This is a genomic window from Micromonospora hortensis (assembly GCF_022230935.1).
In the GTDB taxonomy this organism is placed as follows: Bacteria; Actinomycetota; Actinomycetes; order Mycobacteriales; family Micromonosporaceae; genus Micromonospora; species Micromonospora hortensis.
The window spans coordinates 176654-201370 of the sequence record NZ_JAKKFE010000012.1; the positions used below are offsets into that span (position 1 = coordinate 176654).

The 24717-nt window shown below is 71.4% G+C and carries 19 protein-coding genes; 4 read left to right on the forward strand and 15 right to left on the reverse strand.

Annotated features, from left to right (window positions below):
* Positions 1–49: 49 nt before the first annotated feature.
* Entirely contained in the window at positions 50–2875 is a 2826-nt protein-coding gene (locus NIE111_RS09370) for an AfsR/SARP family transcriptional regulator (RefSeq protein WP_238683998.1), read from the forward strand.
* 9 nt (positions 2876–2884) lie between these two features.
* Here NIE111_RS09370 and NIE111_RS09375 read toward each other — a convergent pair whose 3' ends face one another.
* The 10 genes from NIE111_RS09375 to NIE111_RS09420 form a co-directional block, all read right to left on the reverse strand.
* Entirely contained in the window at positions 2885–5059 is a 2175-nt protein-coding gene (locus NIE111_RS09375; protein WP_238683999.1) for a peptidase domain-containing ABC transporter, read from the reverse strand.
* Entirely contained in the window at positions 5056–5553 is a 498-nt protein-coding gene (locus tag NIE111_RS09380; RefSeq protein ID WP_238684000.1) for a hypothetical protein, read from the reverse strand. The genes NIE111_RS09375 and NIE111_RS09380 overlap by 4 nt, the downstream gene beginning before the upstream one ends.
* A complete protein-coding gene (locus NIE111_RS09385; protein ID WP_238684001.1) occupies positions 5546–8872 on the reverse strand; it encodes a type 2 lanthipeptide synthetase LanM family protein in 3327 nt (1108 codons plus the stop codon). Before NIE111_RS09385 ends, NIE111_RS09380 begins: the two co-directional genes overlap by 8 nt.
* A gap of 93 nt (positions 8873–8965) precedes the next feature.
* Positions 8966–9244: a mersacidin/lichenicidin family type 2 lantibiotic gene (locus NIE111_RS09390; protein ID WP_091399738.1), complete on the reverse strand. Its 279-nt coding sequence runs from the start codon at positions 9242–9244 to the stop codon at positions 8966–8968.
* 88 nt (positions 9245–9332) lie between these two features.
* Positions 9333–9584: a mersacidin/lichenicidin family type 2 lantibiotic gene (locus NIE111_RS09395; protein ID WP_112603060.1), complete on the reverse strand. Its 252-nt coding sequence runs from the start codon at positions 9582–9584 to the stop codon at positions 9333–9335.
* Between the two features lie 73 nt (positions 9585–9657).
* Positions 9658–12975 carry a type 2 lanthipeptide synthetase LanM family protein gene (locus NIE111_RS09400; protein ID WP_238684002.1) on the reverse strand — a complete coding sequence of 1106 codons (3318 nt, stop codon included), beginning with the start codon at positions 12973–12975 and terminating at the stop codon, positions 9658–9660.
* Positions 12976–13008: 33 nt separating this feature from the next.
* A complete protein-coding gene (locus NIE111_RS09405; protein ID WP_238684003.1) occupies positions 13009–13833 on the reverse strand; it encodes an AfsR/SARP family transcriptional regulator in 825 nt (274 codons plus the stop codon).
* Positions 13834–14119: 286 nt separating this feature from the next.
* The gene (locus tag NIE111_RS09410) at positions 14120–14749 is read right to left on the reverse strand and encodes a VOC family protein (RefSeq protein WP_238684004.1); all 630 of its coding nucleotides are present in this window, start codon (positions 14747–14749) and stop codon (positions 14120–14122) included.
* Between the two features lie 64 nt (positions 14750–14813).
* Positions 14814–16004, reverse strand: a complete 1191-nt coding sequence (locus NIE111_RS09415; RefSeq protein ID WP_238684005.1) for an MFS transporter — start codon at positions 16002–16004, stop codon at positions 14814–14816.
* A 101-nt stretch (positions 16005–16105) separates the two neighbouring features.
* Positions 16106–16573 carry a MarR family winged helix-turn-helix transcriptional regulator gene (locus NIE111_RS09420; protein WP_238684006.1) on the reverse strand — a complete coding sequence of 156 codons (468 nt, stop codon included), beginning with the start codon at positions 16571–16573 and terminating at the stop codon, positions 16106–16108.
* A gap of 99 nt (positions 16574–16672) precedes the next feature.
* Between NIE111_RS09420 and NIE111_RS09425 the strand changes: the two genes are divergently transcribed.
* The gene (locus NIE111_RS09425) at positions 16673–17518 is read left to right on the forward strand and encodes an SDR family oxidoreductase (protein ID WP_238684007.1); all 846 of its coding nucleotides are present in this window, start codon (positions 16673–16675) and stop codon (positions 17516–17518) included.
* A 77-nt stretch (positions 17519–17595) separates the two neighbouring features.
* On the opposite strand, the gene NIE111_RS09430 is transcribed toward NIE111_RS09425, so the two are convergent.
* From NIE111_RS09430 to NIE111_RS09440, 3 genes are all read right to left on the reverse strand, one after another.
* Positions 17596–18480, reverse strand: a complete 885-nt coding sequence (locus NIE111_RS09430) for a pyridoxal-phosphate dependent enzyme (RefSeq protein ID WP_238684008.1) — start codon at positions 18478–18480, stop codon at positions 17596–17598.
* Positions 18481–18544: 64 nt separating this feature from the next.
* Complete coding sequence (locus NIE111_RS09435; protein WP_238684009.1) at positions 18545–19078, reverse strand: hypothetical protein; 534 nt, start codon at positions 19076–19078, stop codon at positions 18545–18547.
* A gap of 43 nt (positions 19079–19121) precedes the next feature.
* Positions 19122–19838 carry a GAF and ANTAR domain-containing protein gene (locus NIE111_RS09440; protein ID WP_238684010.1) on the reverse strand — a complete coding sequence of 239 codons (717 nt, stop codon included), beginning with the start codon at positions 19836–19838 and terminating at the stop codon, positions 19122–19124.
* 158 nt (positions 19839–19996) lie between these two features.
* On the opposite strand from NIE111_RS09440, the gene NIE111_RS09445 reads away from it, so the two are divergent.
* A complete protein-coding gene (locus tag NIE111_RS09445; protein ID WP_238684011.1) occupies positions 19997–20707 on the forward strand; it encodes a DNA alkylation repair protein in 711 nt (236 codons plus the stop codon).
* Here the strand turns inward: NIE111_RS09445 and NIE111_RS09450 are convergent.
* Positions 20686–22983 (reverse strand): LLM class flavin-dependent oxidoreductase, encoded by a 2298-nt coding sequence (locus NIE111_RS09450; RefSeq protein ID WP_238684012.1) that lies wholly within the window; start codon positions 22981–22983, stop codon positions 20686–20688. The genes NIE111_RS09445 and NIE111_RS09450 overlap by 22 nt on opposite strands.
* Positions 22984–23126: 143 nt before the next feature.
* Here NIE111_RS09450 and NIE111_RS09455 point away from each other — a divergent pair, with 143 nt between their 5' ends.
* On the forward strand, positions 23127–23651 hold the full coding sequence (locus NIE111_RS09455; protein WP_238684013.1) for a MarR family winged helix-turn-helix transcriptional regulator: 525 nt from the start codon (positions 23127–23129) through the stop codon (positions 23649–23651).
* A gap of 74 nt (positions 23652–23725) precedes the next feature.
* Here NIE111_RS09455 and NIE111_RS09460 read toward each other — a convergent pair whose 3' ends face one another.
* Positions 23726–24553, reverse strand: a complete 828-nt coding sequence (locus NIE111_RS09460; RefSeq protein WP_238684382.1) for an SAM-dependent methyltransferase — start codon at positions 24551–24553, stop codon at positions 23726–23728.
* Between the last annotated feature and the right edge of the window lie 164 nt (positions 24554–24717).

A 24717-nucleotide genomic window follows, 5' to 3' on the forward strand; every position in this document is an offset into this window, starting at 1 on the left:
TCATACGATCGTCAGTCTCGCCCGGCCGGCACCGCAACCTGAGGTGAGGATGCCCCTCCACTTCGACCTGCTCGGGCCGCTGACAGTGTCACGGGACGGCCGGCCGGTCGCCCTCGGGTCGACGAAACAGCAGCTGGTGCTTGCCGCTCTGCTCCTACGCCCGGGTGAGGCGATCTCCGCCAACGAGCTGATGACGCTGGTGTGGGGCGACCAGCCCCCCGCCTCGGCCGCCGCGAACCTACGCACCTACCTGCGAGGGCTGCGCCAGGCACTCGACTGCGCCGCGGGCGAGCGCCGCCGGATCCTCACCACACCGGGCGGCTACCTGCTTCGCGTCGACGCGGACGAGCGGGACGTGGACCGGTTCGACGCGGCGGCGGCGCGCGGACGGGCAGCGCTGGCCGCCGGCGACCCGGCGGCGGCGCAGCCGGAGCTGGCCCTCGCGCTCGGCATGTGGCGGGGGCCCGCCCTCGCCGGGCTGCCGCTGCCCCGGCTCCTCACCGGCCGAGTCGCGCGGATCACGGAGCGGCGGCTGCTGACCGAGGAGGACCACGCCGCGGCGCGACTCGCGCTCGGCGAGGCAGCCCAGGTGATCCCCCGGTTGCGGGCGCTGCTCGATCGTCACCCACTGCGGCAACGGGCCTGGTCCCAACTCATGACCGGCCTCTACCAGATCGGCGACATCGCCGGGGCTCTGGCAGCCTTCCAGCAGGCCAGGCGCGCGCTGGCCGAGGAGACCGGGATGGACCCCGGCCCCGAGCTGACCCGGTTGCACGACGACATCCTGCACCACCGCCTCGGCCAGCAGGGCGCGACGACCGGGCCGGCGGACGACGCGTCGCCGGGCCGCCCTCAGCAGCTGCCACTGGCCCTGCCCGGTTTCGTCGGGCGCAACGCCGAACTCGACCTCCTCGACGCGACCCTCGGCGCCCGACCCGAACGGCCCGCCACAGTGGACATCGTCACCATCAGCGGCATGGCCGGCGTGGGGAAGACGACGCTCGCGCTGCACTGGGCCCATCGCGCCGCCGAACGCTTTCCCGACGGCCAGCTGTACGTCAACCTCCGGGGCTACGACGACGCGGACGCGGTGTCCCCCGCCGATGCCCTTGTCGACTTCCTCGAGGCGCTCGGCGTACCCGTCGGCCGCATCCCCAGCAGCGTCGACGCTCGGGCCGGGCTGTACCGCAGCCTGCTGGCCTCACGTCGGATGCTCGTCGTCCTCGACAACTCGCGCGACGCCGACCAGGTACGGCCGCTGCTGCCCGGCGTGGGTCGGTGCGCGGTCCTGGTGACCAGCCGCGACCAGCTCAGCAGCCTCGCCGTGGCCGAGGGCGCCCGACCGTTGACGCTGGAGGTGCTGACGGCCGCCGAGTCGACGAGGCTGCTCCGCAGCCGGCTGGGTGACGACCGGGTGGCGGCGGAACCGGCGGCGACCAGCGAGCTGATCGAGTCGACCGGCCGCCTCCCGCTCGCCCTGTCCATCGTGGCGGCCCGGCTGACCGCCCGGTCCACCTTCCCGATCGACGCCGTCGCGGCCCAACTACGCCCGTCAGAGTCCCGGCTGGAGCAGCTGGCCGACGGGGACGTCCGCCGGATCTTCTCCTGGTCCTACCGAGCACTGAGCACCGAGGCGGCCCGCCTGCTGCGCCTGCTGGGCCTGCACCCGGGCCCCGACCTGACCGGAGATGCCGCCGCCGCGCTGCTCGGCCGCCCCCGGGCGGCCGTCACCCCGCTGCTGAAGGAGCTGACCCGGCTGCACCTGCTGACCGAGCACCTACCCGAGCGGTACGCCCTGCACGACCTGCTCCGCTCGTACGCGGCCGAACTGGCCCAGGCATCCGACCTGGCCGAGGAGCGACAGGCCGCCGCGCGCCGGATGTACGACCACTACCTGCACAGCGCGCACCCCGGCGCGGTGTCGCTCCAGCCGACCTGGGCACCCATCGAGCTGGAAGCGCCGATGCCGGCGAACGTGCACGTGCCGATGCCCGATCGGGTCGTCGCGGCGGCCTGGTTCCACGCCGAGCACCCCGTCCTGCTGCGGGTGCTGCGTCAGGCCGCCGAGACCGGCTTCGAGCGGTACGCCTGCCAGCTCGCCTGGGCCCTGGCCGCGTACCTCGCGCCTCGGGGCATGTTCCAGGAGCAGCTCGCGGCCCAGCAGGCGGCGCTCGCGGCGGCGCAGCGGATCGGCGACGTCCGGGCGCAGGCGCAGGCCAGCCGGATGCTCGCGCGCGCGCTCATGCGGCTCGGCGACCAGCACGCGGCCGAGCACCACGTACAGCGGGCGCTCGAACTGTACGAGCAGCTTGAGGACCTGGACAGCCTGGCGCTGATCCTGCGCCAGTACACCGAGCACTGCACCCAGTACGGCCGACTGGACGAGGCTCTCAAGCACAGCGCCGAGGCGCTGCGGGTCTCGCAGCTCATCGGCAACCGGTACGCCGAGGCGCGCGCGCTGAACGTCAAGGGTTACCTGCACGCCCTGACCGGCGACTACCACCAGGCCGTCGTCGACTGCGCCGAGGCGTTGGCCCAGCAGGAGGCGATCGACGATCGCGTCGGGCAGGCCGCGACGTTGGACAGTCTGGGCTTCGCGTACCACCGGCTCGGTGACCCGGCCAGGGCGGCGGTCTGTTACGAGCAGTCCGTCCAACGCTTCCAGGAATCGGCCAACCGCTATCACGAAGGGCTGACCCTCGTCCGGCTCGGCGAGGCGCGCGAGGCGATGGCGGACCCTCCGGCCGCCGCAGAAGCATGGCAGCGGGCCATCCGGATCTACGACGACCTGGGCGACCCGGCCGCCGACGTGGTGCGGCAGCTGCTGGCACGCGTCGTACCCGGCCACTCCGGCCCGGTGACCCCGCCCGAGTGAGACGCCCGGCTACAGCGGCCGGGCCGTCTGGAGCTGGTCGCGGATCAGCGCCTCGTAGTAGCGCCCGTGCGCGATCAACTCGTCGTGCGTGCCCTGCTCCACCAGGGAACCCTCCTCCATCACACCGATCAGGTCCGCGTTGAGCACTGTGCTCAACCGGTGCGCGATGACGATCCTGGTGCACGACAGCGCCGAGAGGATGTCGTCCACCCGACGCTCGGTGACCACGTCCAGGTGGCTGGTCGCCTCGTCGAGCAGGAGCAGCGGCGGGTTGTGCACGAGGGCACGGGCGAGGGCCAGCCGTTGTCGTTGACCGCCGGAGAGCCCTCCACCGCCCTCGGTGAGTCGGGTCTCGTACGCCATCGGCATCGCCATGATCTCGTCGTGGATCTGCGCGCGCTCGGCGGCGAGGACGACCTCGTCGTAGCTCGCCGACGGGTGCCCGAGGGAGATGTTGTCGCGGACGGATCCGGCGAACAGGGCGGGCTCCTGGGTGACCATGCCACACCAACGGCGCAGCTCGCGGAAGTCGAGGTCCTGGAGGAGACGGCCGTCGAAGCGGACCTCGCCCTCACTGGGCACGTACAGTCCGATGATCGTCTTGGCGAGCGTCGTCTTACCCGAACCGGTCCGTCCGACCAGCGCCACCTTCGCGCCGGCCGGAATGGAGAGGTCGACCCCGCGTACGGCCCAGGCGGCGTTGGCGCTGTAGCGCATGCCGACTCCGCTGAGCGTCACCTGCCCGGAGATGCGGCCCGGTGGCTCAGACGTGGACCGGTCCTGCTCGGCGGCCTCGTCCATCACGTCCCGGATCCGTTCCAGGTGGGTGCCGACCGTCTGTAGTTGACGGGCCGTGTTGACCAGGCCCATCAGCGGGGTGAGCACGGCAGCGGCGAGAGCGTTGAGCGCCAGCATGGTGCCCAGCGACATCGCGCCGGCGACGACCTGGTGCGCGCCGACCCACAGCAGGAGCAGCGGCGAGCCCATGCGGAACACCCCGAGCGTCGCCTCCAACCCGGTCTCCAGCTGACGGCGGTGCAGCGAGGCGAACTGCCGGGTCTGGAACAGCCCGGACCAGCGGCCGAGGACCTGCTGCTCGGCGCCCATCGCCTTCACCGTCTCGGCGCCGGCCAGCACCTCGACCGCGTAGTTCTGCTCCTCGGCCTGGGCGGCGATGTCCCGATGTGTGCGTTCGCGCATGGCCCGGTACGTCGCCACGATCGCGCCGAGTTGCAGCAGACCCAGGCCGAGCACCAGCCAGGCGTAGAGCGGTGTGAACGCCAGGAGCATGCCGATGTAGACGACGACGAACAGTCCGTCGAGGACGAGCGACATCGTCTGGCTGGTCACCAGGTCGCGGATGACTGTGTTGCTGGACATCCGCATCAGCAGGTCGCCGCTGCTGCGCAGCTGGAAGTACGAGTACGGCAGGGCGAGCAGGTGGTCGAAGAAACGCCGCATCATGGTGTCGTCCATGCGGGCGTGCAGCACGTTGAGAGCGACACCTCGGGCGTAGGTACCGACGCCCTGGGTGGCCAACAACAGGAGCATGCCGAGGCCGAGGACGGTCAGGGCCTCGACCTGCCCCTTCCCGATCACCGTGTCGACAGCGAACTTGGTGATCAGTGCCGGCAGCAGCACCGCCAGTTGGAGCAGCAGCGAGACGACCAGGACCAGGCCGAGCAGCGGACGGGAGAAGGTCAGCATGCTGCGGGCGAACCGCAGCGAGGCCAGCCGTCCCGGGCTGGGACGGCGCTCGAACTCCTCACCGGGGGTCAGTTCGATGGCGATGCCGGTGAAGCCCTCGCCGAACTCCTCGCGGCTCATCCGCCGCCGGCCCATCCCCGGGTCGACGACGACGGCGCCGCGTCGGTCCCACCGCTCCAGCACCAGATAGTGCCGGAAGTTCCAGTGCACGATCGCGGGCAGCCGCAGCTGCGGCAGTCCCTCGAGGTCGACGCTGACACCTCGGGCCCGCATGCCCGTCCGGCGGGCGAGTTGGGTCATCTGCAACGCCGTGGCGCCGTCGCGGCCGATGCCCAACTGCTCGCGGCACTCGGCGACGGAGGTCCACCGCCGGTAGGAGCTGAAGACCATGGCCAGGCACGCGGCGCCGCATTCGGTGGCGCTCATCTGGAGCATGATCGGCACCCGGCGGCGCTGTCGCAGCCAGCTCGGCGTCATCGGAGGACCCTCCCAACGCCCGGCACCAACTCCAGCAGTGTGGGGTTGGCGACCACGAGACTGAGCCGGCCGAAGGTCTGCTGCGTCTCACCGGAGAGCAGGACGATGGTGACCGGCCGGGCCACCTCCGCCGGGATGTTCCAGCGCCGAGCTGCGGCGTCGTCGACGACGACCTCGGCCCGGACGACCCGCAGGGTCGCCCGTCCGCCCTCCTGGACCAGTGTGACCTCAGTGCCCTGCGCCGGCTCGGGGTCGAGGCGTCCGGCGAACATGGAGACCAGGTTCGACCCGTCGGCACCGATCGCCGCGCCGTCGACGGTGCGCGGCACCCGCATCACCGCCGCGAAGCCCAGGCCGACCAGGAGCAGCACGGCGAGCGCGACCAGCGGCCGTCCGGAGGACCGGATCGGGCTGCGTGCGGGGCCGTCGTGCACGCCATCGCGGTAGGTCGCCAACGCCTGCGGGCGGTACGGCCAGACCTGCTGCTCAGCCACGCCGGTCACCGCCCACCGCCGGGATCGGAGGCTCGACCAGCAGGATCGACGGGACCCGGTCCGGCAGGGCCAGGCGCAGCAGGTTGTAGCCGATGCCGGCGATGCCGCTCATCAGGCCGGGAGTCTCCGCGCCGAGTGGAACGCCACACAGCCAGCCGTCCCGGTCGATGTAGTCCAGGATGCTGGCGGCCACAAGCTCGGCCTGCCGGGCGGCGTCCTCGTCGCCGCGGACCCGTGCGGCGGCCAGCAGGGCCTCGACGTTACCGAGGTCGCCGTGGCAGATGCTGTGGTTGCCGGTGCCGGTGATGACCTCGCCGGTCAGGCCGAAGCGCAGCATGCCGGTGCTGGCGTCGGAGAGGTCGCGGTCGAGCAGTTCGTGGTCGTCGACGTAGCCGGCCAGGTCTGCGCGGGCGAGCGCGATGCCGGGCCCGCCGTGGCACCAGGCGACCATGGAATACCGCTCCGGCGTGGTGTCGCGCAGGTCGAGCCAGCACATGTGCTCCGGGTCGAAGGCCGAGCGTTCGTAGCGCATCGCTCCCTCGACCAGCGGTAGGTGGTCGCGGTTGCCGAGGGCGCGGTCCAACCGGGCCAGGGCGACAGCGATGCCGGACCCGCCGTGTGAGAAACCCGCAAGCGGCCGACTCGGGTTCACCGCGCCCGCCCAGCCGATGCCGTCGCCGGCCGGCTCGGCCTTGTCCGCCAGGATCCGGGCGAACGTGCGGGCCGCGTCGAGGACCGGCTCCGACGGCCGTGCCGCGTGCAGCGCCAGCAGCGCGAGGATCGCTCCGGCCGCGCCGCTGATCACGTCGTACGCCTCGTCCTGCGGCGCGAGGTGCAGCAGGACGGGAACGATGCGGCCGGCGGCGTCCAACAGGTCGTCGCGCTGCCACAGTGCGCCCAGGTGACTCAACGCGTACAGCGGTCCGCCCAACTCGTTGAAGGCGCCCACTGTGAAGTTCTCCAGGCTCTCCGTCGGCGTCTCGTCGAGCAGGTCGATCTGACGTACCAACATTCCGGCGGCTACCTCCGCCGCGCTGCGGAAGCGCTGCTCGCCGCTGACCTCGCCGAGGTAGCCGAGGAACAGCGCGATCCCGGACAGCCCGCTGTAGAGGTCGATCCCGACCGGGCCGAGCTGCCAGATCTTGTCGGCCACCAGGGTGTGCCCGAGCCAGGCGATCGAGTCCTCGCCGGTGTCGGCCGACAGCAGCAGCCGATCGCCGGCGGCAACCGCGGCGGCGATGAACCGGTCCACGTCGGCGGGAACGGTGGCGGCGCTGACCTGGTACTCCGACCACTGCCCCTGACTCTCCACGCCCATCGTCAGCGCCGCGAGCGAGCTGCGCAGGATCCAGGTCTGCTGGGCCAGGTGCGTTTCGGAGAGGGCGTCGATGCGCTGCCGCGACCGCTCCAGACCGCTGCTGGGCAGCACCCCGGCGACCACCGAGCCGTCTCCGGCGACGAAGTCGTGCGAGGCGGGCGTCGTGCTGAAGAAGGGGATGTCGCCGCGACTGAGCTGCGCCTGCTCGGCGGTGGCGATACGGGCCTCGGCGCCGGGCCACTCCTCCTGCAACCAGAGGAAGCTGAAGAACCGCTCCCGGTCCAGCGCGTTGCGCAGCAGGTCGGGGTGGCGGCTCTCCTGCAACAGCTTGCCGTAGGTGCGGGTGGCGCGCAGGATCACGCGTACCTCGTCACCGGCGAACGCGGCCACCGGCCCGTCGGGTGCCAGCAACTCGTCGCGGTGGCGGTGCAGCAGCCGGTAGGTCTGCTCGAACCCGGCCATGATGTCGGCGCTGAAGTCGAGGGTGTGGTGTGCCGTGTCGCTCAGGCTGGGCAGGTTCTGCCCGCCGCCCATCTCGATCCGCTTGCGGACCAGGCGCATCTCGTCGGTGCCGGATTCCTCCCAGGTGGCGACCGGGGTGGGCGTGAGCTGCCCGGCGGTGCCGGCCAGGCCGCTGAAGTCGACGCCGCCGACGCCGTCGTCGTCCTGGTAGATGATGGGCCGGGGCAGGAGCCCGACCTCCAGGACCGACTCCCGCATCGTCCGGAACGACTCCGCCGAGACGCCGATCTGCTGGTCCGTCTGCTCGCCCTGCGGATGGAAGAGGGCTTCCAGGTCGACGAGCATCGGGTGCTCGCCGGCGGCGATGATGTTCTCCAGGTGGAAGTCGACGGCCGCGAGGCTGTGCAGCAGCGCCAGGTAGCTGCCCTGCCGGGTGTAGAAGCGGCGCAGCGCGTCGTGATCGGCGCACGGCCCGGCGGTGACGAACTCCGACCAGCCGTAGTCACCGCGGTCGAGCACCCACATGGTGCGCAGCGACGGTTGCGCGCCGCGCGCGTTGAGCCAGTCCAGCAGTTGCTGGAAGTGCAGCTCGACCTGCAGCCCTCGGGGCTTGTAGACAGCGCGGGCGCCGTTGGCGAAGCGGACGAACCCGACCGAGCGACCACCGCGGTGGGAGTCACCGGCGCCGAACGACACCTCCGTCACGCTGCCCAGCTCCGCCGGGTCGCCCAGTCTGGCGGTCAGCGCGGTGGCGTCGGCGGTGAGGCGCTGGGCGAACTCGATGCGGGCGTCCACCCAGTTGTCGATGAGGATTGTCGCGTCCCGGGCCAGCACCGGGTACTCCATCAGGACGTCGAGCGTGTACTTCGGGTCGCGTAGCCGCCGGGCGAAGTCCTGGAAGCGCTGCTGCGAGGTCTCCCCCTCCAACTGCCCCTGCAACCGCAGGACGTTGAGCTCCAGCACGAGCACCCGGCCGACCAGCAGGTTGATCGCCCCGTAGGGCGGCTCGCAGAGTTGGTCGGCGAGCAGGTCGGCATCCAGGTGTGGTCCCGGCGTACCCGCGCAGGCCGCGTGCACCGCCTCGCGTACCCGGCGGACGCCGTCGTCCACCAGCGGGCGCACCAGCTCGACGAACGCGGCGTGCGGGTGCGGCTCGTGGTGGTGGTCATGGTCGTGGTCGTGGTGGTCGGCGTCAGCGGTCTCGCCCGGCCGGTGGTCGCGCCATGCGCGCTCGATGGTGCGCACGTAGTCCGGGATGTCGGCGAACCTGCTGCGGACCGTCTCCGGCGTCTCGCCGAGCACAGTGGCCAGCGTGGGCTCGTCGAGGTCGAGGGCGTCGAGCCAGCTCTCGAACAGGTCCGTGTCACCGGCGAAGACCGGTTCGTTCTTCCACCGATCGAGCCGGAGCCGTCCCCGGTCCTCGTCCACCGAGCCGGTCGGCGCCGCGCCGCCGAGCCTCTCCGGCAGGGAGTACGCCAGGTACCAGCAGGGGTTCGAAACGTCCACCGGGTCGTGGCCGGGCAGGTGCGACTGCGTCATCGGGGGTGCTCTCTCTCGCGCAGCGGTCGGGTCTCGCGGCCGGCGGTGCCCGGACACCTCAGGCGTCCGGGCACCGCCGGTCAAGCGGGTGGATCAGGCGGTGCACAGACCACAGGTCGACTGCGTCTGGCAGGTGCCACAGGTGGTTCCGCCGCACGTCGCGCCACAGGAACCGCACGGGGTCTCCCGGGCGGTGAAGCCGCCGCAGCAGCCGAGGGTCCACAGTCCCTCGGTACGCGCGCCGGCGATGTGCGCGAGGACGTCGTCACCGAGCTCGACGACGCCGCAGGGGTGCTCCGGCAGCGCCGCCAACTGCTCGGCGGAAAGGCTCGCCCGGTACTCGGGGTCCTTCCAGGCTTGCACGATGTTCATTAAGGGCTCTCCTCAGGGAATTCGGGGTGTGCCGGCGAGGAAACGCGTCCGTGCGGGACGGTTCGGGTTCGCCGCCGAGGTGGTTCGGTCAGCCGCAGCAGCCGGCGGTGAACGCCGCGCAGGTGCCGTTGCAGAAGGTGCCGTTGAAGGAGAAGCAGCCGGCGGCCCCGGTGACCACGGTGATCGTGGGAGTCGGGGTCCACGTGCCGCCGTCGGCGCCGTCGAGCTCCTGGTCGTTCAGCTCGACGAAGCCGGCCGGGTTCGCCGGCAGGCTGGCCCGGTCCTCGGCGCTGAGGGACGCCCGGTAGACCGGGTCCTTCCACGCCCTGATGTAGTCCATGTGAAACTCCGATCTATAGGTGGTGAAGCGCGATACGTGGATGGACCTCCACGGGCGGAACCGTAGGACCGCGCTATGGCAGATCGATGGCACCGCGATGGTCGGTCGGCGGCTCCAGCAGCAGCACCGACGGCACACCCGCCGGGTCGGCCCAGCGCAGGAGCGCGTAGCCGATGCCGGCCAGGCCGCTCATCAGCCCCGGTGTCTCCACTCCCCGGGGCACGCCGCACCGCCAGTCACGATTCTCGATGTCCACGACGGCGGTCGCCGCGATCGCGGCGGCGCGCCGGGCCGCCTCGTCGTCCCCGAGGGCTCGGGCGGCGGCCAGCGCCGCCTCGGCGTTGCCGAGGTCCCCGTGGCAGATCGAGTGGTTGTGCAGCAGGTTGCTCGGCTCCAGCGCCGCCGTCAGCGCACGCCGCAGGTCGTCGCGCACCAGCGCGTCGTCGGTGGCGTAGCCCAGGAGTTCGGCGCGGGCCATCGCGACCCCGGCCGCGCCGTGGCACCAGGCGACCATGGAGTCGCCTTCTGGCGTGTCCGGGCGTAGGTCGCGCCAGTTGCCGGTCGCCTCGTCGTATGCGGTGCGTTCGTAGCGCAGCGCCGCGTCGACCGCGTCGCGATGCTCGTGCGTCCCGGTGTACCGGTCCCATCGGGCCAGGGCGGTCGCGATACCGGACGCGCCGTGGGAGAAGCCGGCCAGCGGCGTGTCCGCGTAGAGGGTGCCGGACCAGCCGACCCCGTCGCCGACCGGCCGTGCACCGCTGAGCGTGTGCCGGGCCAGCGTCCGGGCGCCGTCGAGCAGGCTGGGGTCCGCGGTGACCCGGTGCAGCGACAGCAGGGCCAGCAGCCCGCCGGCGCTGCCGTTGATGATGTCGTACTCGCGGCTATCGGTGGCGTGCGTGACCATCGACGCGGCCAGGCCCACGGCGGTGTCGACCAGGTCGGCGCGGTCCAGGACAGCGGTGAGGTGGCTCAGGGCGTACACCGAACCGCCCAGGTGGTCGAAGCCACCGACGCCCGCGGTCGCGGTCGGGCCGGCGAGCCAGCTCCGCGCCTCGCGGAGCATCATCGTGGCGGCCCGGTCGGCGGCCTGTCGGTAGACAGTGTCGCCGGTGACGTCCGCCAGCCGGGCGAGGAACAGGGCGATGCCACTGATGCCGTTGTAGAGGTCCATCGCGCTCGGGCCGAGCATCCACACCTTGTCGGCGATCAGGCTCAGGCCCAGCCAGCAGATCCGGTCGTCCTCGGTGAGCGCGGTCGCCAGCAACCGATCCCCGATGATGCGCGCCGCGTCGACGAAGCGCTCAGGTGCGACCGTCGCGGGGGCAACAGGCGAGTGCACGACAGTCGCGGGTACGACCAGCGGCGGCAGGACCACCGCGCCCGGGCGGCTCGCTGGACGCCACCGTGACGGGTCTCCCATGATCAGCGCGGTGAGCGAGGCTTCGATGATCCAGCTCTGCTGGGCCAGGTGGTCTTCGGACATGCCCACCAGTCGGTCGCGGACCGCGTCCAGGCCGGTCTGGCGCAGTGCCCCCGGCACCACGGTGCCGTCGCCGCCGGTGAGGTCCGTCGACGACGGTGTGGTCACGAAGATCGGCACGTCGCCTGCGTACATCTGGGCCAGTTCCGCGGCGATGAGGAGGTCGCGGTCCTCGCGGTCCTCGTGCCCGGCCCACAGGTTCTCGAAGTACCGGTCCCGGTCCAACGCGTCCCGCAGCAGGTCCGGGTGCTGCGCCTCGGCGAGCAGCCGGACGTACGACTCGGTGGCGCGCAGGACCACCCGCACCTCGTCGTGCGCGAACGCGGCCAACGGGCCGGACGGCCCCAGCAACTCGTCCCGGTGTCGCAGCAGGATCCGGTAGAGCGTGCGGTATCCGTCGCCGATCTCGGGCGCGAACTCCGTCACGTCCAGACGCTGCTCGCCGAGGGTGGGCAGGTTCCCCGAACCGGGCAGCGGGACCCGCCGCCGGTCCAGGCGCATCTCGTCGGTGCCGAACCCGTCCCAGACCGTGACCGGCCGGGCGGTCAACTGCCCACCGGCCCCGGACATCCCGCTCATGTCGAACTGGTTGACCTGGTTGCCCTCGGTCCAGAGCACGGGTGCCGGCAGCAGCCCCACAGTGACGACGGACCTGCTCATCAACCCGACCCCGACGCTCTGCAGGTAGCCCGCCTGGTCACCGATCGGCCGCTCCCACTGCCAGTTGTGCAGCATCGCCTCCAGATCGATGAGCATCGGGTGCTCACCGGAGGCGATCACATTCTCCTGATGGAAATCCGTCGCGCCGAGGGCCTGCAACAGGGCCAGGAGCGCGCCCTGCCGCCGATGGAACCGGCCGAGGGCGTCGCGGTCGGCGCAGGGTCCGCTCTCGACGAACTCGGTCCACCCGTACACCTCGCGGTCGACGACCCAGAACGTCCGCAGCGCGGGGTGCGCGCCACGCTCGTTGAGCCAGGCCAACAGGTGTTGGAAGTGGCAGTCGACCTGGAGGCGCCGGGGCTTGTACATCACCCGCGCGCCGGTCGCGAAGCGGACGACCGCCACCGAGCGACCGCCCCGATGGTTGTCCCCCGCCCCGAAGCTCACCTCGGCCAGGTCGCCGAGCGAGTCCGGCCCGCCGCACCGGTCGGACAGCTCCGCGTGGTCGGCGACGACGCGCTCGGCGAACTCCAGCCGGCTGGCCTCCCAGTTGTCAACGACCCGCACCAGATCCCGGGCCAGCACCGGATATTCGCGCAGCAGGCGCAACGCGTGCTGCGGCTGCTCCAACCGGTGCAGGAAGTCGTGGAAGCGCTCGTGCGGGCTGCTCCCGGACAGCTCGCCCCGAATCCGCAGCACGTTGAGTTCCAGCGCCATCGTCCGGGCCACCAGCATGTTGACGGTGTCGACCGGCCCCGGGCCCAACCGCGTGGTCAGCGCCTCGGCGGACAGGTGCGGGTGGCCGTCGACGAGCGCCGCCACCCGCGCGCCCAACCGTTCGAGTGCGGCGGCGATCAGTGGCGCGACGAGCGCCGCGAATCCCGCGCTGTCATCGTGTCCGGCCGCGCCGTGGCCGGGCGCCACAGTGGCGGCCGGATGTCGCCGCGCGGCCTCGACCAGCCGCCGGGCGTAATCCGGTGCCGTGTCGAACCGGGCCCGAACGGTCTCGGGCTGCTCGCCCAGGACCCGGATCAGACCGGCCTCGTCGAGCCCGTGCTGGGCCAGCCGCTGCCGGATCAGGTCGGGCCGCCTCGCGTGCACCGGCTCGTCCAGCCACATCTTCAGCCGGATCCGGCCGAGATCCTCGTCGACGGGGCCGGTGGGCACCGCGCCGGTCAGCCGCTCCCGCAGGGAGTGACCCAGAAACCATCCGGCGTCCCCCGGCTGCACCGGGGCAAGGCCGTCGTCCATCTGCTCCGCCTCACCGCGCGGCATCGCCGCGCATCACGTGGTGGTGGCCGCCCGTGCCCGGGCGGGTCCTTCGGGAAAACGGCCCGACACCCAGGGCGGGCCCAGGTCGCCGCGCAACATCGAGGTGTACGCCGCGAGCAGCGCCGGGGTCGGCTCGACGCCCAACTCGGTCGCGAGGCGGGTACGGAAGGCGCCGAACACATCCATCGCCTCGCCCTGCCTGCCGGTCTGGTACAGGGCGGTCATCAGCATGATCGCCAGCCGTTCCCGCAGGGGATACTCCGCCTGCAAGGCGATGAGCGCGGGGATCGCCCGGTGGCAGTCGCCCAGCCGCAGGTGCAGTTCCAGCCGGTGTTCCAAACAGACGACGCGGCGTTCGAGCAGGTGTTGCCGACGGCTCTCCGCGTACGGACCGGTCAGGCCCGCCAACGGCTCGCCCGCCCAGCTCTGCTCGGCCTCGGCCAGTAGCGCCGCGGCCCCGGCGAGGTCGCCGGCCGTCTCGGCGGCAGCCGCCCGCTCAACCGCGTCGTCGAAGTCCGCGACGTCGGTGCGGGCCGACCCGAGACGCAGCCGGTAGCCGATCCGGGAACTGTCGATCGCGGGACCGTCGCTGCCGACGCACGCCGCCTGGAGCGTGCGCCGCAGCCGGTAGATGTACGGCGGGATCAGCTTCGTGCCGGTCGCCGGGGCCTGGCCGCCCCAGACTCCCTGCAGGATCGACGCCGGTGTGACAACGCGGTTCGCGTTGAACAGCAGGATCGCGAAGACCGCCTGTTGCCGGACGGGCCCGAGGTCGAGCCACTCTCTGCCGACCTCGGCGTGCAGCGGGCCGAGGGCGAGAAACCGTACCCGCGTCACGGCATCGCACCGCCCGCACCAGGACTCGTCATCGAGGTCTCCTCCCTACCGGCGGCCGGGGGACCGCACACAGGCGACGAGGCACGGCACCCACCCGGTCAGCTCTGAATCCGGCGGTGCCGCTGGATCGAAGATCATCGTGTCCAGGGGATGGTAGGACGGTCGGCGTACAACTCGCGTACATCGCCCGTACGAACAGCGCGCAGCGAGGAGCGGTGCTGCCGGTGAGTCATCAGGTGACTCACCGGCAGCACCGCGATCAGCAGGTCTTACGCGTGGACGTCGCTCACTCGGGCGGCTTGGCCCCCGACTGCTCGCTGACCATGTACGCCGCGTACCAGTCGGGCCAGTTGTCGTCGTGCTCGCCGGTACGTTCCTCGTGCTCACCGTGCGCGGCCGCCGCGCGCCGAAGCGCGCTCGCCAGGTCGCTCGTGGAGCCGAACGACGTGAGGCCACCCTCGATGCGTCCGGGAAGCCTGGTCGTGATCTCCTGCATCAGCCAGGTGTTGCCGTCCGGGTCGCGCAGCGTGGCGCGCGAGAAGTAACTGCGCCGCTGCGGGTCCGGCCCGTCGACCGGGCCGTCCGGGGTGACGTGGAAGACGTCGCCGACCTCGACACCGGCGGCGGCGAGTGTGTCGTGGGCAGCCTCGATGTCGGACACGATCAGGTACGCCATGGCCGAGCCGGGTGCCGCCGACGTGAGCCCGGGGCCGAACTGTACGGAACACGGGGAGCCGTGTGGCGTCAACTGGACGATGCCGGGCGGGGTCTGGTCGAGCCGCCACCCGAGCCGTTCGTAGAACGCCTTCGCCCGGTCGACATCCGAGACCGGGATGACGATCACCTCAAGCTTGACGTCCAGGCTCTCGATGCGCGACGTCGCAGTCGCCTCGCCCTGGGTCACTTTCGGGCTCATCGCCCCTCCCTTTCTGATCATGACGCTGCTGGATGCGTCAGTGCTCGGCGCCGGCCTCCCGGCATCAGCCCGGCGCCATCCTGGTGGCCCTGCGCACGCCCAACAGGGCGACCAGGGCGAGGAGGATGACGGCGACGGAGTACTCGTCGGCGGTCCTCGGCAGGCCGCCGGCGTAGACCACGAGGAAGCCGGCGATCACCGTGGGGAGACCGAAGCCGACGTAGCAGACGACGTAGAGCACTGACAGCACGCTGGCGCGTTGGTGTGCCTCGACCAGCGGCATGACCGTCTTGAGGCTGCCCTGGAAGCCGCTGCCGAAGCCGACGCCCCCGAGCGCGAGGCCGACGAAGAAGACCGGGATGGACTGCGCCATGACGGCCACCAATGTGACGATCATGCCCAGGATGAGCGCGACGATCCCGGTCAGGATCACGGTCCGCGCGGCGGTGTTGCGCTGGACCAGCACGGCGATCGACCCGAAGACGGCGAAGACGAAGAGAACCAGACCGCCGACCACGATCGACGTGTTCATGAGGCTGCGGATCAGCGCCGGGCCGAGCGCGCCGAAGAACCCGGCCAGCGCCCAGACCGCGAAGAGCACCGGGATGACGACCAGGACCGGTTGGCGCACCGAGCGGGGCAGCGTGATGTCCGGCCGGAGGCTGCCTCGGGCCCCGGCCATCGGGGTGACCGTCTCCGGCATCAGCGCGACCCCGACGGCCTGGATCAGCAGGATCACGAGCAGCACGACGTACACCAGTCGCGTCGGCGCGGGCAGGAACTGGATGAGGAGCGCCGAGAGCAGGGCGCCGCTTCCGGTTCCGATGCCGGGGGCGATCGAGTTCGCGAGCGTGCCCCGGGCCCGGTCGATGTCGAGCATGGCGGCGCCCACCGCGCCGGTGGCGGCGCCGGCTGCCAGGCCCTGCACGAGGCGGGCGACCAGCAGGGCCGCAACGCCGTTGGCGACGATGAAGACGACAAGCGCGAGCATCTGCACAGCGATCGCGACGGCCAGCACCGGCCGCCGACCGACGTGGTCGGACAACCTGCCGAACGTGAGCAGCGACGCCAGCACCGCCAGGGCGTAGACGGCGAACACCACAGTGGTGGTGACCGGCGAGAAGTGCCAGCGTTCCTGGTACACACCGTAGAGCGGGGTCGGGGCCGCCGACGCGGCCAGGAACGACACCAGGACCGACGCCAGCAGCACCAGGGAGACCGTCGGTGTGAGTCGGGCCCGCCCCGCGATAGGCATGTCGGTGCTCCTCGGCTGCGTGGAAGGCGGTCAGCCCGGGGCGGTCCGCCGGCCCCGGGGGGCCACGGCGGCGTACCCGGTTGACGCCGGCACATGCCAGCTCAGCCCTCGGTGTCCGGGCCGGTCGCCGGGAGGCTCGCCACGCCGCGGGCCAGCGCGTCTCGGAAGTCGCGGTACCGGTCGGGGCCGAGCGTGTCGGCGAGTTTCTGCTCGATCAGGTGCACGAAGCCGTCGGAGGCCGCGATGAAGCGGAGACCCCGATCCGTCGGCACGATCAACTTTGCCCGGCGGTCGGCTGGGTCGGGCGTACGCCGGACGTAGCCCAGCCGTTCCAACTCGTCGAGGATCGCGCCCATCGTCTGCTTGTTGCGGCCGGCCAGCCGGGCCAGTTCGCCGGGGCGGGTGCCCTCGGCGTCCAGGTACGCGAGGACCGCGCCGTGGCGGGGCCGGACGTCGTCGAACCCCTGCTCCGCCGAGCGTCGGAAGATCTCCCGCTGGACACGCGCGGAGAGCTGCACGGCCAGGATCCCGAGGTCGGGGTCCTGCTCCTTCAGTGTGCTGCGCTTCATAATTTGGTCCAATCATTGGACGGTACAAGTTTTGGACTATATCGTCGGTGCCGGCGACCGGTGGTCCGACCTCGGTCCGCCTGACCGAGGAGGATGACCATGACCATTCTGATAACCGGGGCAAACGGCACCGTGTCGCGGGAGGTACTGCGGGAGTTGGCCGGCAAGCAGCCGCTGCGCGCCCTCGTCCGGGACGCGTCGCGCACGCCAGGGCTCGATGGGGTCGAGTACGTCGTCGGCGACCTGGACCGCCCCACCACACTGACCGCCGCTTTCGAGGGCGTGACGACGCTCTGGCTGCTGATGCCGATGGGCCCACTGGCACCGAGCCAGAGCATGAACGCGGTGTGGGCGGCCCGGCAGGCCGGCGTCCGGCACGTCGTCCGGCTCTCCGCGATCGGCGCCGCGCACGACGCGCCCACCCGCAACGGCCGCCTGCACGCGCTCTCCGACGCGGAGCTACAGGAGTCCGGTATCCCCTGGACCATCCTGCGCCCGAGTCACTTCATGCAGAACCTGCTCGGCGCCAAGGCCGGTGAGCACCTCTACGGTCTCTTCGGTGACGCGCGGGTCGGCCTGATCGACGCCCGGGACATCGCCGCCACAGGGGCAGCGATTCTCGCCGCGCCGGAGCAGCACCAGGGCAAGATCTACACTCCCACCGGCCCGGAGAGCATCACTCTCGACCAGGCGGCCGACGAGATCGCCCGCACCCTCGGCGAGCCGGTGCGCTACGTGCCGCAGAGCCCGGAGCAGGCACGCGACGGCCTGCTCCAGGCCGGCCTCGACCAGTGGTCGGCCGAGGTCCTCGCCGAGTACCGGGTCGCCTACGGTTCCGGGTGGGGCGACTTCACCAACGACCACGTCGAGCGGATCGTCGGCCGGCAGCCGCGGAGCTTCGCAGAGTTCGTTCGCGATCACCGCGAGCACTTCGCCAGCGTCTGATCCGTCGACAGCTCGGCACGGTGCCCTCCGGCGCGATTCCACCGGAGGGCACCGCCGTGCGTGCCCGGCCGGTTCCCCTACAGCTCGGGGTGGCCGAAGAGCCCCGGCAGCCCGCCGGTGTGCACAAAGACGACCCGGTCGCCGTGCGGAAAGCTGCCGGCCAGAAGCGCCGCCATCGCCCGACCGGTGTACGTCGGATCCAGGAAGACCCCCTCCGTACGCGCGGTCACCTCCAGCGCCGTCCGGACGGCGTCGGTCAGCGTGCGGTATCCCGCACCCACCTGGGTGCCGTCGATCCGCAGCGCGTCCGGTTCGACCTCGTCGGCGAGCAGCCCGGCGACAGTCGCCCGTGGGTCGGGCACGGCGCCGACATCCACGCCGATCACCCGCTGCGCGCCCAACTCCCGCACCAGGCCGGCCATCGTCCCGCCGGAACCGAGCGCCGCCACCACCTCGACCCCGTCGGCGTCCGGCAACTGGGCCCGCAACTCCCGACCGCAGTCCACATAGCCCTGGATCGACGCGGGTGAGGTGCCGCCGAACGGGATGACGTACGCCGATCGTCGCTCCGCCTCGACCGCCACCACCTCGGCGAGCGGACTGTCTCCGGCCCAGACGATCTCCGCGCCGGCGAGCCCGTCGAGCAGCAGGTTGCCTCGTCGACGCTCCGGGGGCGGGCCGGCGAGCACCAGCACACAGGAGAGGCCAAGCCGCGCGGCAGCGGCAGCGGTGAGCCGGGCGTGGTTGCTCTGCGGCGCCCCCGAGGTGATCAGCGTGCTGGCGCCGTCGGCGATCGCCTGCGCGCAGGTGTACCCGAGCTTGCGGATCTTGTTGCCGCCCCCGCCGAGGCCGTTGAGATCGTCGCGCTTGAACCAGAGCTCGGCCAGCCCCAGCCGGGCGGCGAGCCGGGGTGCGGCCTCCAGCGGCGTCGGCCACGTACCGAGGGGAACGGGTGTGATCATCCGTGCAGCTAAACACTCCCCGGCCGCGCACGCAGCTTCCTGGCCGTGGGCGCTCTTCCGGGGGCTAGGCCCGGCGTGCTGCTGCCCGGGGCAGCGGACCGACGTCCGAGTGGCGACCGGGACGCAGCGCCGCGTGCCGCTGCCCGGGACCCGCTCCGTCGCGGGCGGCGAGCGCGTCGGCCACCGCTCCGGTGGCGAACGCGTAGATGGACTTGTGCAACACGTCGATGGCGAGTTCGGGGCGGGGCCAGGTCAGTGGGGGCGCTCCCACGCCGGTGGCGTTCTCCAGGATCTGGTCGTTGGTCAGGCGCACCGCCGTGAACATCGTCGAAGCCCAGGTGCCCCGCAGCCCGGCCTGCGCCATGACACTGCGCAGGACGCCGACCAGCGCGCCCTGGCCGTAGTGCATCGCCAGGTTCTGCCAGCGGGGCTGCTGCCCTGAGGATTCCGGCAGGCCGGTCAGCCTGACCAGAACCCGGGCCGGCACGTAGGAGTCGGGCCGACCGGTCAGCCGCTGTTCGATCTTCTCGGCGGCTGTCATCACCGCAGCCCCGGCCAGGCCCGCCACCAGCCCCTGCCACACCGCTCGCTTCAACATGGTTCAGCCCTACCCACGGCCCAGGCACCCACACCCACGAAGTTCAAGACCCTTGGGAGGTTCCCACTGCCTGGGCGACCAGGGCCTCCGCGACCTCGCGCACCTTTCGGTTGGTGTCCTGGGAGATCTTCGACAGCAGCGCGAACGCCTCCTCCGACGAGCACCGCCGGCTGCCCATGATGATCCCCTTGGCCTGCTCGATCACGGCTCGATTCCGCATCGCCTCCTGCATCTGCGCGGCCAGCGTGGCGGCGTTCTCGTACAGGTGCGCGTTGGCCAGTGCCACCGCCGCATAGGCGGCGAAGCCCTCCGCACTGGCGATCGAGGACGGATCGAACGCGTTCGGCGAATCGCTGTAGACGTTGAGCGCGCCGACAACCGAGCCCTGGATGGGAAGCCCGATGGAGAGGGAACTCTGCACGCCGGCGGCGCGAGCCCTCTCCGCCCATGCTGGCCAGCGCTCTTCGGTGTCCATGTCCGGCACGGAGATGGTGTCACCACTGGCGGAGGCATCCAGGCAGGGGCCCCGGTGCTGCTCGTACTGCCACTCGTCCAGCTGACGGGCCAACTCGCCGGTGAATGCCCCGGTCCAACCGACCCGACCCCGCACCAGGGTGACAGTCACCTCTCTCGTCCCGGCAATGCTTCCCTTGGCGAGTTCGGCGATCCGGAGCAGCATGTCGTCCAGGCTGATCTCGTCGAGCCTGACCCGGCCCAGCTCGGCCAACGCGTCGGTGGGATCCATCCTCGGCTGCGTCATCGCAGCGTCCTACCCCCTGAATCAGCCGCTCACACCCTGCCGAGGGTTTGGCGGCCCGCGTTCCCACAGATCAGCTTCAGCGGGTCGGGGCCGCGTGTGGCGGGCCAGCGCTCGGACGCCTACGCCGCGCGGGCTGACCCCCGGTAGCGTCGACGGTCATGGCCACCAACGTCGACGTGCGTCGGGAACTCGCCAGCCTCGCCGATCCACGTCGAGCCGAGGCGTCGAGCCGGTTCCTCCGGATGGTCCCTGGTGGGTACGGCGAGGGCGACCGGGCCCTCGGTGTCTCCGTGCCGGACCAGCGCACTGTGGCCGCCCGGTTCTGGCGCGACCTCTCGCTGGCCGAGACGACGAAGCTGCTCATCGACGGCGCGCACGAGGAGCGGTTGACCGCGCTGTTCATCCTGGTACGGAAGTTCGCCCGGGGCGACGAGCAGGAGCGGGGTCTTATCTTCGACACCGTCCTGGCCAACACCGACCGCATCGACAACTGGGACCTGGTGGACTCGTCCGCGCCGTACATCGTCGGCCCCTGGCTACTCGACAGGGACCGGAGCGTCTTGGACCGGTTGGCCGATTCGAGCCTCGTGTGGGAGCGGCGCATCGCCATCATGGCGACCTTCGCCTTCATCAGGGCCGGTGACTTCGCGTGGACCTTCCGACTCGGCGACCGGCTCCTGCACGACCCGCACGACCTCGTCCGCAAGGCGGTGGGCTGGATGCTGCGCGAGGTGGGCAACCGGGACAGGGCGGCGGAGGAGGAGTTCCTCGCCCGCCGCTACCGGGTCATGCCACGGGTCATGCTGCGGTACGCGGTCGAGAAGTTCGAACCGCAGCGTCGCCACGACTACCTGTCCGGCGCCGTCTGATCGACCGGCCCGGCCGGTGGGATGGGAAAGTTCCGGTTGAAGACGTTGTCCGGGTCGTAGCTGGCCTTGATGGCACGCAGCCGACCGAGGGTGGGCTCGGGCCAGGCGTCCAGCAGTCGAGCCGGATCGGTGTCGCTCTCGAAGCTGAGATACAGGCCGTCGAGGTGCGGGTACAGCTCGGCCCACAGTTTGTCGAGTTGGGGCCGGCGGTCCGGGACCGTGGCGGCGAGTACCGAGAAGTTCTGCTTCCGGTGCGGGTAGGCGGTCGCGTCGCGGGCGACGTCGTTGACCGCCCCACCGACGGATCGCAACTGCATGATCATCACATCGCCGGAATGGATCATGTTTTCCATCAGGTCGGCCGCCTGCGGGGTGACGTGGTGCAACAGACCGCTGCGGGTGTCCCTCAGCCCCTGCCCCCGATGCTGGTTGCCCGGCGGCACGACGATCGCCGGGTACGGCACGAGCTGCGCCTGCTGGTCGAGGATCGGCCCGATCTCCAGGAACGGGCTCAGGGCGAACTGCGCCGCCTCGACGTCGTCACCGGCGTAGACGAGGGTGACCTGGGCAGCCGGGGGGTTGCCACGGCGGCCGGGAAAGAGGGAGAGGAAGCTCGTCAACTCCCGTGGCGCGTCCTCGACCAGTTGGCCCCATCGGCGCAGCAGTCTGGCGCTGTCCGTCGCGTCCGCGACGAGCTGGGCGTGGACGACCGTGTCGACCTCGTACGCCTCCAGCTCCAGCGCGGTGACCACACCGAAGTTTCCCCCGGCCCCGCGGATGGCCCAGAACAGGTCGGGGTGATGCTCGTCGTCGGCGCGGAGCAGACGGCCGTCCGCGGTGACGATCTCGGCGGCGACGACGTGGTCGATGGTCAGGCCGTGCTTGCGCGCCAAGTACCCGACGCCAGCGGTGGTGGCGAGACCACCGACGCCCACGTCTCCGTAGTCGCCCGAGCTCATGGCCAGGCCGTACGGGGCCAGCGTCTGGGCCACGTCGCCCCACCGGGCACCCGGCTCCAGGCGCACTCGACGGGTCGCCCGGTCGAGAACCTCGACCTTGTTCATCCTCGACATGTCGATGACGACTCCCCCGTCGTTCGTCGACCGGCCGCTGATGCCGTGCCCGCCGCTGCGCACCGACAGCGGGACATCCTGCGTCCGGGCGTACGACACGGCGTCGATCACCTCGGCGGCGTTGCGCGGACGGATCACCAGGGCCGGCGAGCCGTGCCAGCTGTAGGTGTGGCGTACCCGCTCGTACTCCTGGTCACCGGGCTCGACGGACCTGGCGGCCAGCGACGGCGGCAGCGCGTCGTAGTCGAGGCCGGGGTGCCGCTCGGCCAGCGCGACGGTAGTGCGGACCGGCCCGCTGCCGACCTCACCCCCGGCGCGCTCCCTGGCGACGGCCTCCCGCAGCGCGGGGGCGATCTCCTGCCCGAGGGTCTGGATGAGGCGTGGGTCGTCGCGCCCGATCAGGAACGTGCTGAACCCCTCCTCGATGACCAGCGGAAGGAGTTGGTCGACCCACTGCTCCACGGGCCCCTGGAGGAAGCCGCGGCTGCGCGACGAGACGTCGACAGTGAACAGGTTGAGCAGCCGCCGGATCTCCCGGGGCTCGCGGCCCGCGGCGATGGCCGCGTCGTCGATGAGCCGGTTGGCGGTCACCCGGTCCGGAGATCGCAGGTATTCGAGCGTCGGCAGCCAGCCGTTGGCCTTCTGGCCGGTCAGTGCCAGCATCTTCGGCTGGTACGCGCCGAGCCAGATGTCGATGTCGTGTGCCGGCTTCGGGCCGCGCTGCATGCCGGGCACGGGGTAGTACTCCCCGTCCAGCCGCAGCGGCCCGGTGGCGGTGTCGTCCCAGACGCCGCGCAGGACGTCGATCGCCTCCCGCAGCGCCGCGACTCCCTGCCCCGCTGTCAGCCGACGTGCCCCCATGCCCGCGATACCGTCCCAGAACGCGCCGGCGCCGAGGCCCAGTTCGAATCGGCCGTGCGACAACCGGTCCAGGCTCGCCGCGGCCCGGGCCAGCACGGCCGGCGGGCGCAGCGGCAGGCTGAGGACGTTCCCGGAGATCCGGAGCCGCTCCGTGCGGGCGGCGACCCAACTCAGCAGGGTCCAGGTGTCGAGGAACTCCGCGTTGTACGGGTGGTCCTGGAAGGTGACCAGGTCCAGTCCCGCGGCCTCGGTCAACTCGGCCAGCGCTACCACCTGATCCGGGTCGTGCACGCTGGGTGTCAGGAACGACCCAAACCGGAGTTCGTGCCCGTAGTCCGACATTGCTTCCCCATCCACGCGATCGTTTGATCAACTTATCATGTTTAGAATCTATCGTTTGTTGAACAACCTATCTTCGCCGCCAATCATTCCTGGGTGCGGTGATGTCGGATGATGATCAACGCGCCGGCCACTAGCATCGGGACATGTCCGCGAGCGATCCGTGCGAGCTGCCGGCCGACCGCAAGCGCGGTTCGAACTTCGGTTGGTCGCTGGGCATGGTGCTGCGCAACTGGCACGAGCGCGTCGAGGAGCTGCTGAAGGACCTGCCGCACGGCAGTCGCGGCTATCACATCCTGGCCGTCGTCGTGCACGAAGAGGTGCCCACGCAGGCCGCCCTGGCCGCTCGTCTGGCCATCGACCGCAGCGTGCTGACCTACGTCATCGACGACCTGGCGAACGCCGGTCTCATCGAGCGCAGGCCCGACCCCCAGGACCGGCGGGCCCGACGGGTGGTGGCCACCGAACGCGGACGCCAGACGCTCGCCGAGGCCGAGCGGCGGGTCGCCCACGCCGAGGACCACGTGCTGGGTGGGTTACCCGAGGAGCAGCGCGAGGTCTTTCGCGACCTCGCCGCCCGGGCCGCCGAAGCGATCCATGCCGCCGCACCCGCCACGGACCCCTGCGTGGCGGTGCGGAGCGTCCTTCCTCCCACCGACCAGTCCGGCTGACCGTCAGTGACCGGGCGGCGGCGTAGCCACCAGGGACGACCCACCCCGGCGCCGACCGCCGCCGCACGACAGCGTCAGCGCTTGCGGCCCACCCCGCCGAAGGCGTCGATGTCGGCCGGCGTGTCGACCGCGTCGTCCGGTCGCCACTGCGGGCACGGCACGACGCCGGGCTCGACCAGCTCCAGACCGTCGAAGAAGCCGGCGATCTCGCTGGGAGAGCGCAGGGTGTACGGAGTCGCGCCGCTGTCGTTGTAGTCGTCCTGCGCCTGCTGTATCTCGGCGCTGATCAGGCTCGTGCCGTCGTTCAGCGAGAGGTAACTGCCGCTCGGCAGCGCCGTCACCAACTGCCGGGTGATCGAGCGGGCCGCCTCGTAGTCGGGCACGTGGCCCATGACGCCACTGAGGATGAGGCCGATCGGCTGCGTGAAGTCGAGCGTCTGACCGGCCTCGGCGATGACCGCGGCCGGATCGTGCAGGTCGCCGTCGATGTAGGCGGTCCTGCCCTCGGGCGTGCCCACCAGCAACGCGCGCGCGTGCACCAGCACCAGCGGGTCGCTGTCGACGTAGACGATCCGCGCGTCCGGGGCGATCCGTTGGGCCACCTCGTGCGTGTTGTTGGCGGTCGGCAGCCCGGTGCCGACGTCGAGGAACTGGCGGATGCCCGCGTCGGCGGCGAGGAACATGATCGAGCGAACCAGGAACTGCCGAGAGGCGCGGGCCACATCGACGACGCCGGGGAAGACCTGGCGGTACTGGTCCCCGGCCTCGCGGTCCACGGCGAAGTTGTCCTTGCCACCGAGCCAGTAGTTCCAGATCCGCGCCGAATGCGGCACCGACGTGTCGATCTTCTGCTGCACGTCGGCCTCACCAGCCTCGGGCCGGCCGGTCGTCGGCGATTCCATGGTCACGACGAAACCCCCATGTCGAACGCGTACGCGACGTCGTCGCGGGACGGCCCAGTCGAGGAAGTGGCCACCCGTGACCGTGCCACGGTATAGAAGGCCGAGGATTCGCACCACACCCGGTCGCTCCACAGCAGACCCGACCCCGCCGATCCCTCGCGCGA

Coding starts and splice junctions, on each gene's coding strand:
- NIE111_RS09370 (WP_238683998.1), top strand. CDS start 50: ATGCCCCTCCACTTCGACCTGCTCGGGCCGCTGACAGTGTCACGGGAC.
- NIE111_RS09375 (WP_238683999.1), bottom strand. CDS start 5,059: ATGACGCCGAGCTGGCTGCGACAGCGCCGCCGGGTGCCGATCATGCTC.
- NIE111_RS09385 (WP_238684001.1), bottom strand. CDS start 8,872: ATGACGCAGTCGCACCTGCCCGGCCACGACCCGGTGGACGTTTCGAAC.
- NIE111_RS09390 (WP_091399738.1), bottom strand. CDS start 9,244: ATGAACATCGTGCAAGCCTGGAAGGACCCCGAGTACCGGGCGAGCCTT.
- NIE111_RS09395 (WP_112603060.1), bottom strand. CDS start 9,584: ATGGACTACATCAGGGCGTGGAAGGACCCGGTCTACCGGGCGTCCCTC.
- NIE111_RS09400 (WP_238684002.1), bottom strand. CDS start 12,975: ATGGACGACGGCCTTGCCCCGGTGCAGCCGGGGGACGCCGGATGGTTT.
- NIE111_RS09410 (WP_238684004.1), bottom strand. CDS start 14,749: ATGAGCCCGAAAGTGACCCAGGGCGAGGCGACTGCGACGTCGCGCATC.
- NIE111_RS09415 (WP_238684005.1), bottom strand. CDS start 16,004: ATGCCTATCGCGGGGCGGGCCCGACTCACACCGACGGTCTCCCTGGTG.
- NIE111_RS09420 (WP_238684006.1), bottom strand. CDS start 16,573: ATGAAGCGCAGCACACTGAAGGAGCAGGACCCCGACCTCGGGATCCTG.
- NIE111_RS09425 (WP_238684007.1), top strand. CDS start 16,673: ATGACCATTCTGATAACCGGGGCAAACGGCACCGTGTCGCGGGAGGTA.
- NIE111_RS09430 (WP_238684008.1), bottom strand. CDS start 18,480: ATGATCACACCCGTTCCCCTCGGTACGTGGCCGACGCCGCTGGAGGCC.
- NIE111_RS09435 (WP_238684009.1), bottom strand. CDS start 19,078: ATGTTGAAGCGAGCGGTGTGGCAGGGGCTGGTGGCGGGCCTGGCCGGG.
- NIE111_RS09440 (WP_238684010.1), bottom strand. CDS start 19,838: ATGACGCAGCCGAGGATGGATCCCACCGACGCGTTGGCCGAGCTGGGC.
- NIE111_RS09445 (WP_238684011.1), top strand. CDS start 19,997: ATGGCCACCAACGTCGACGTGCGTCGGGAACTCGCCAGCCTCGCCGAT.
- NIE111_RS09450 (WP_238684012.1), bottom strand. CDS start 22,983: ATGTCGGACTACGGGCACGAACTCCGGTTTGGGTCGTTCCTGACACCC.
- NIE111_RS09455 (WP_238684013.1), top strand. CDS start 23,127: ATGTCCGCGAGCGATCCGTGCGAGCTGCCGGCCGACCGCAAGCGCGGT.
- NIE111_RS09460 (WP_238684382.1), bottom strand. CDS start 24,553: ATGGAATCGCCGACGACCGGCCGGCCCGAGGCTGGTGAGGCCGACGTG.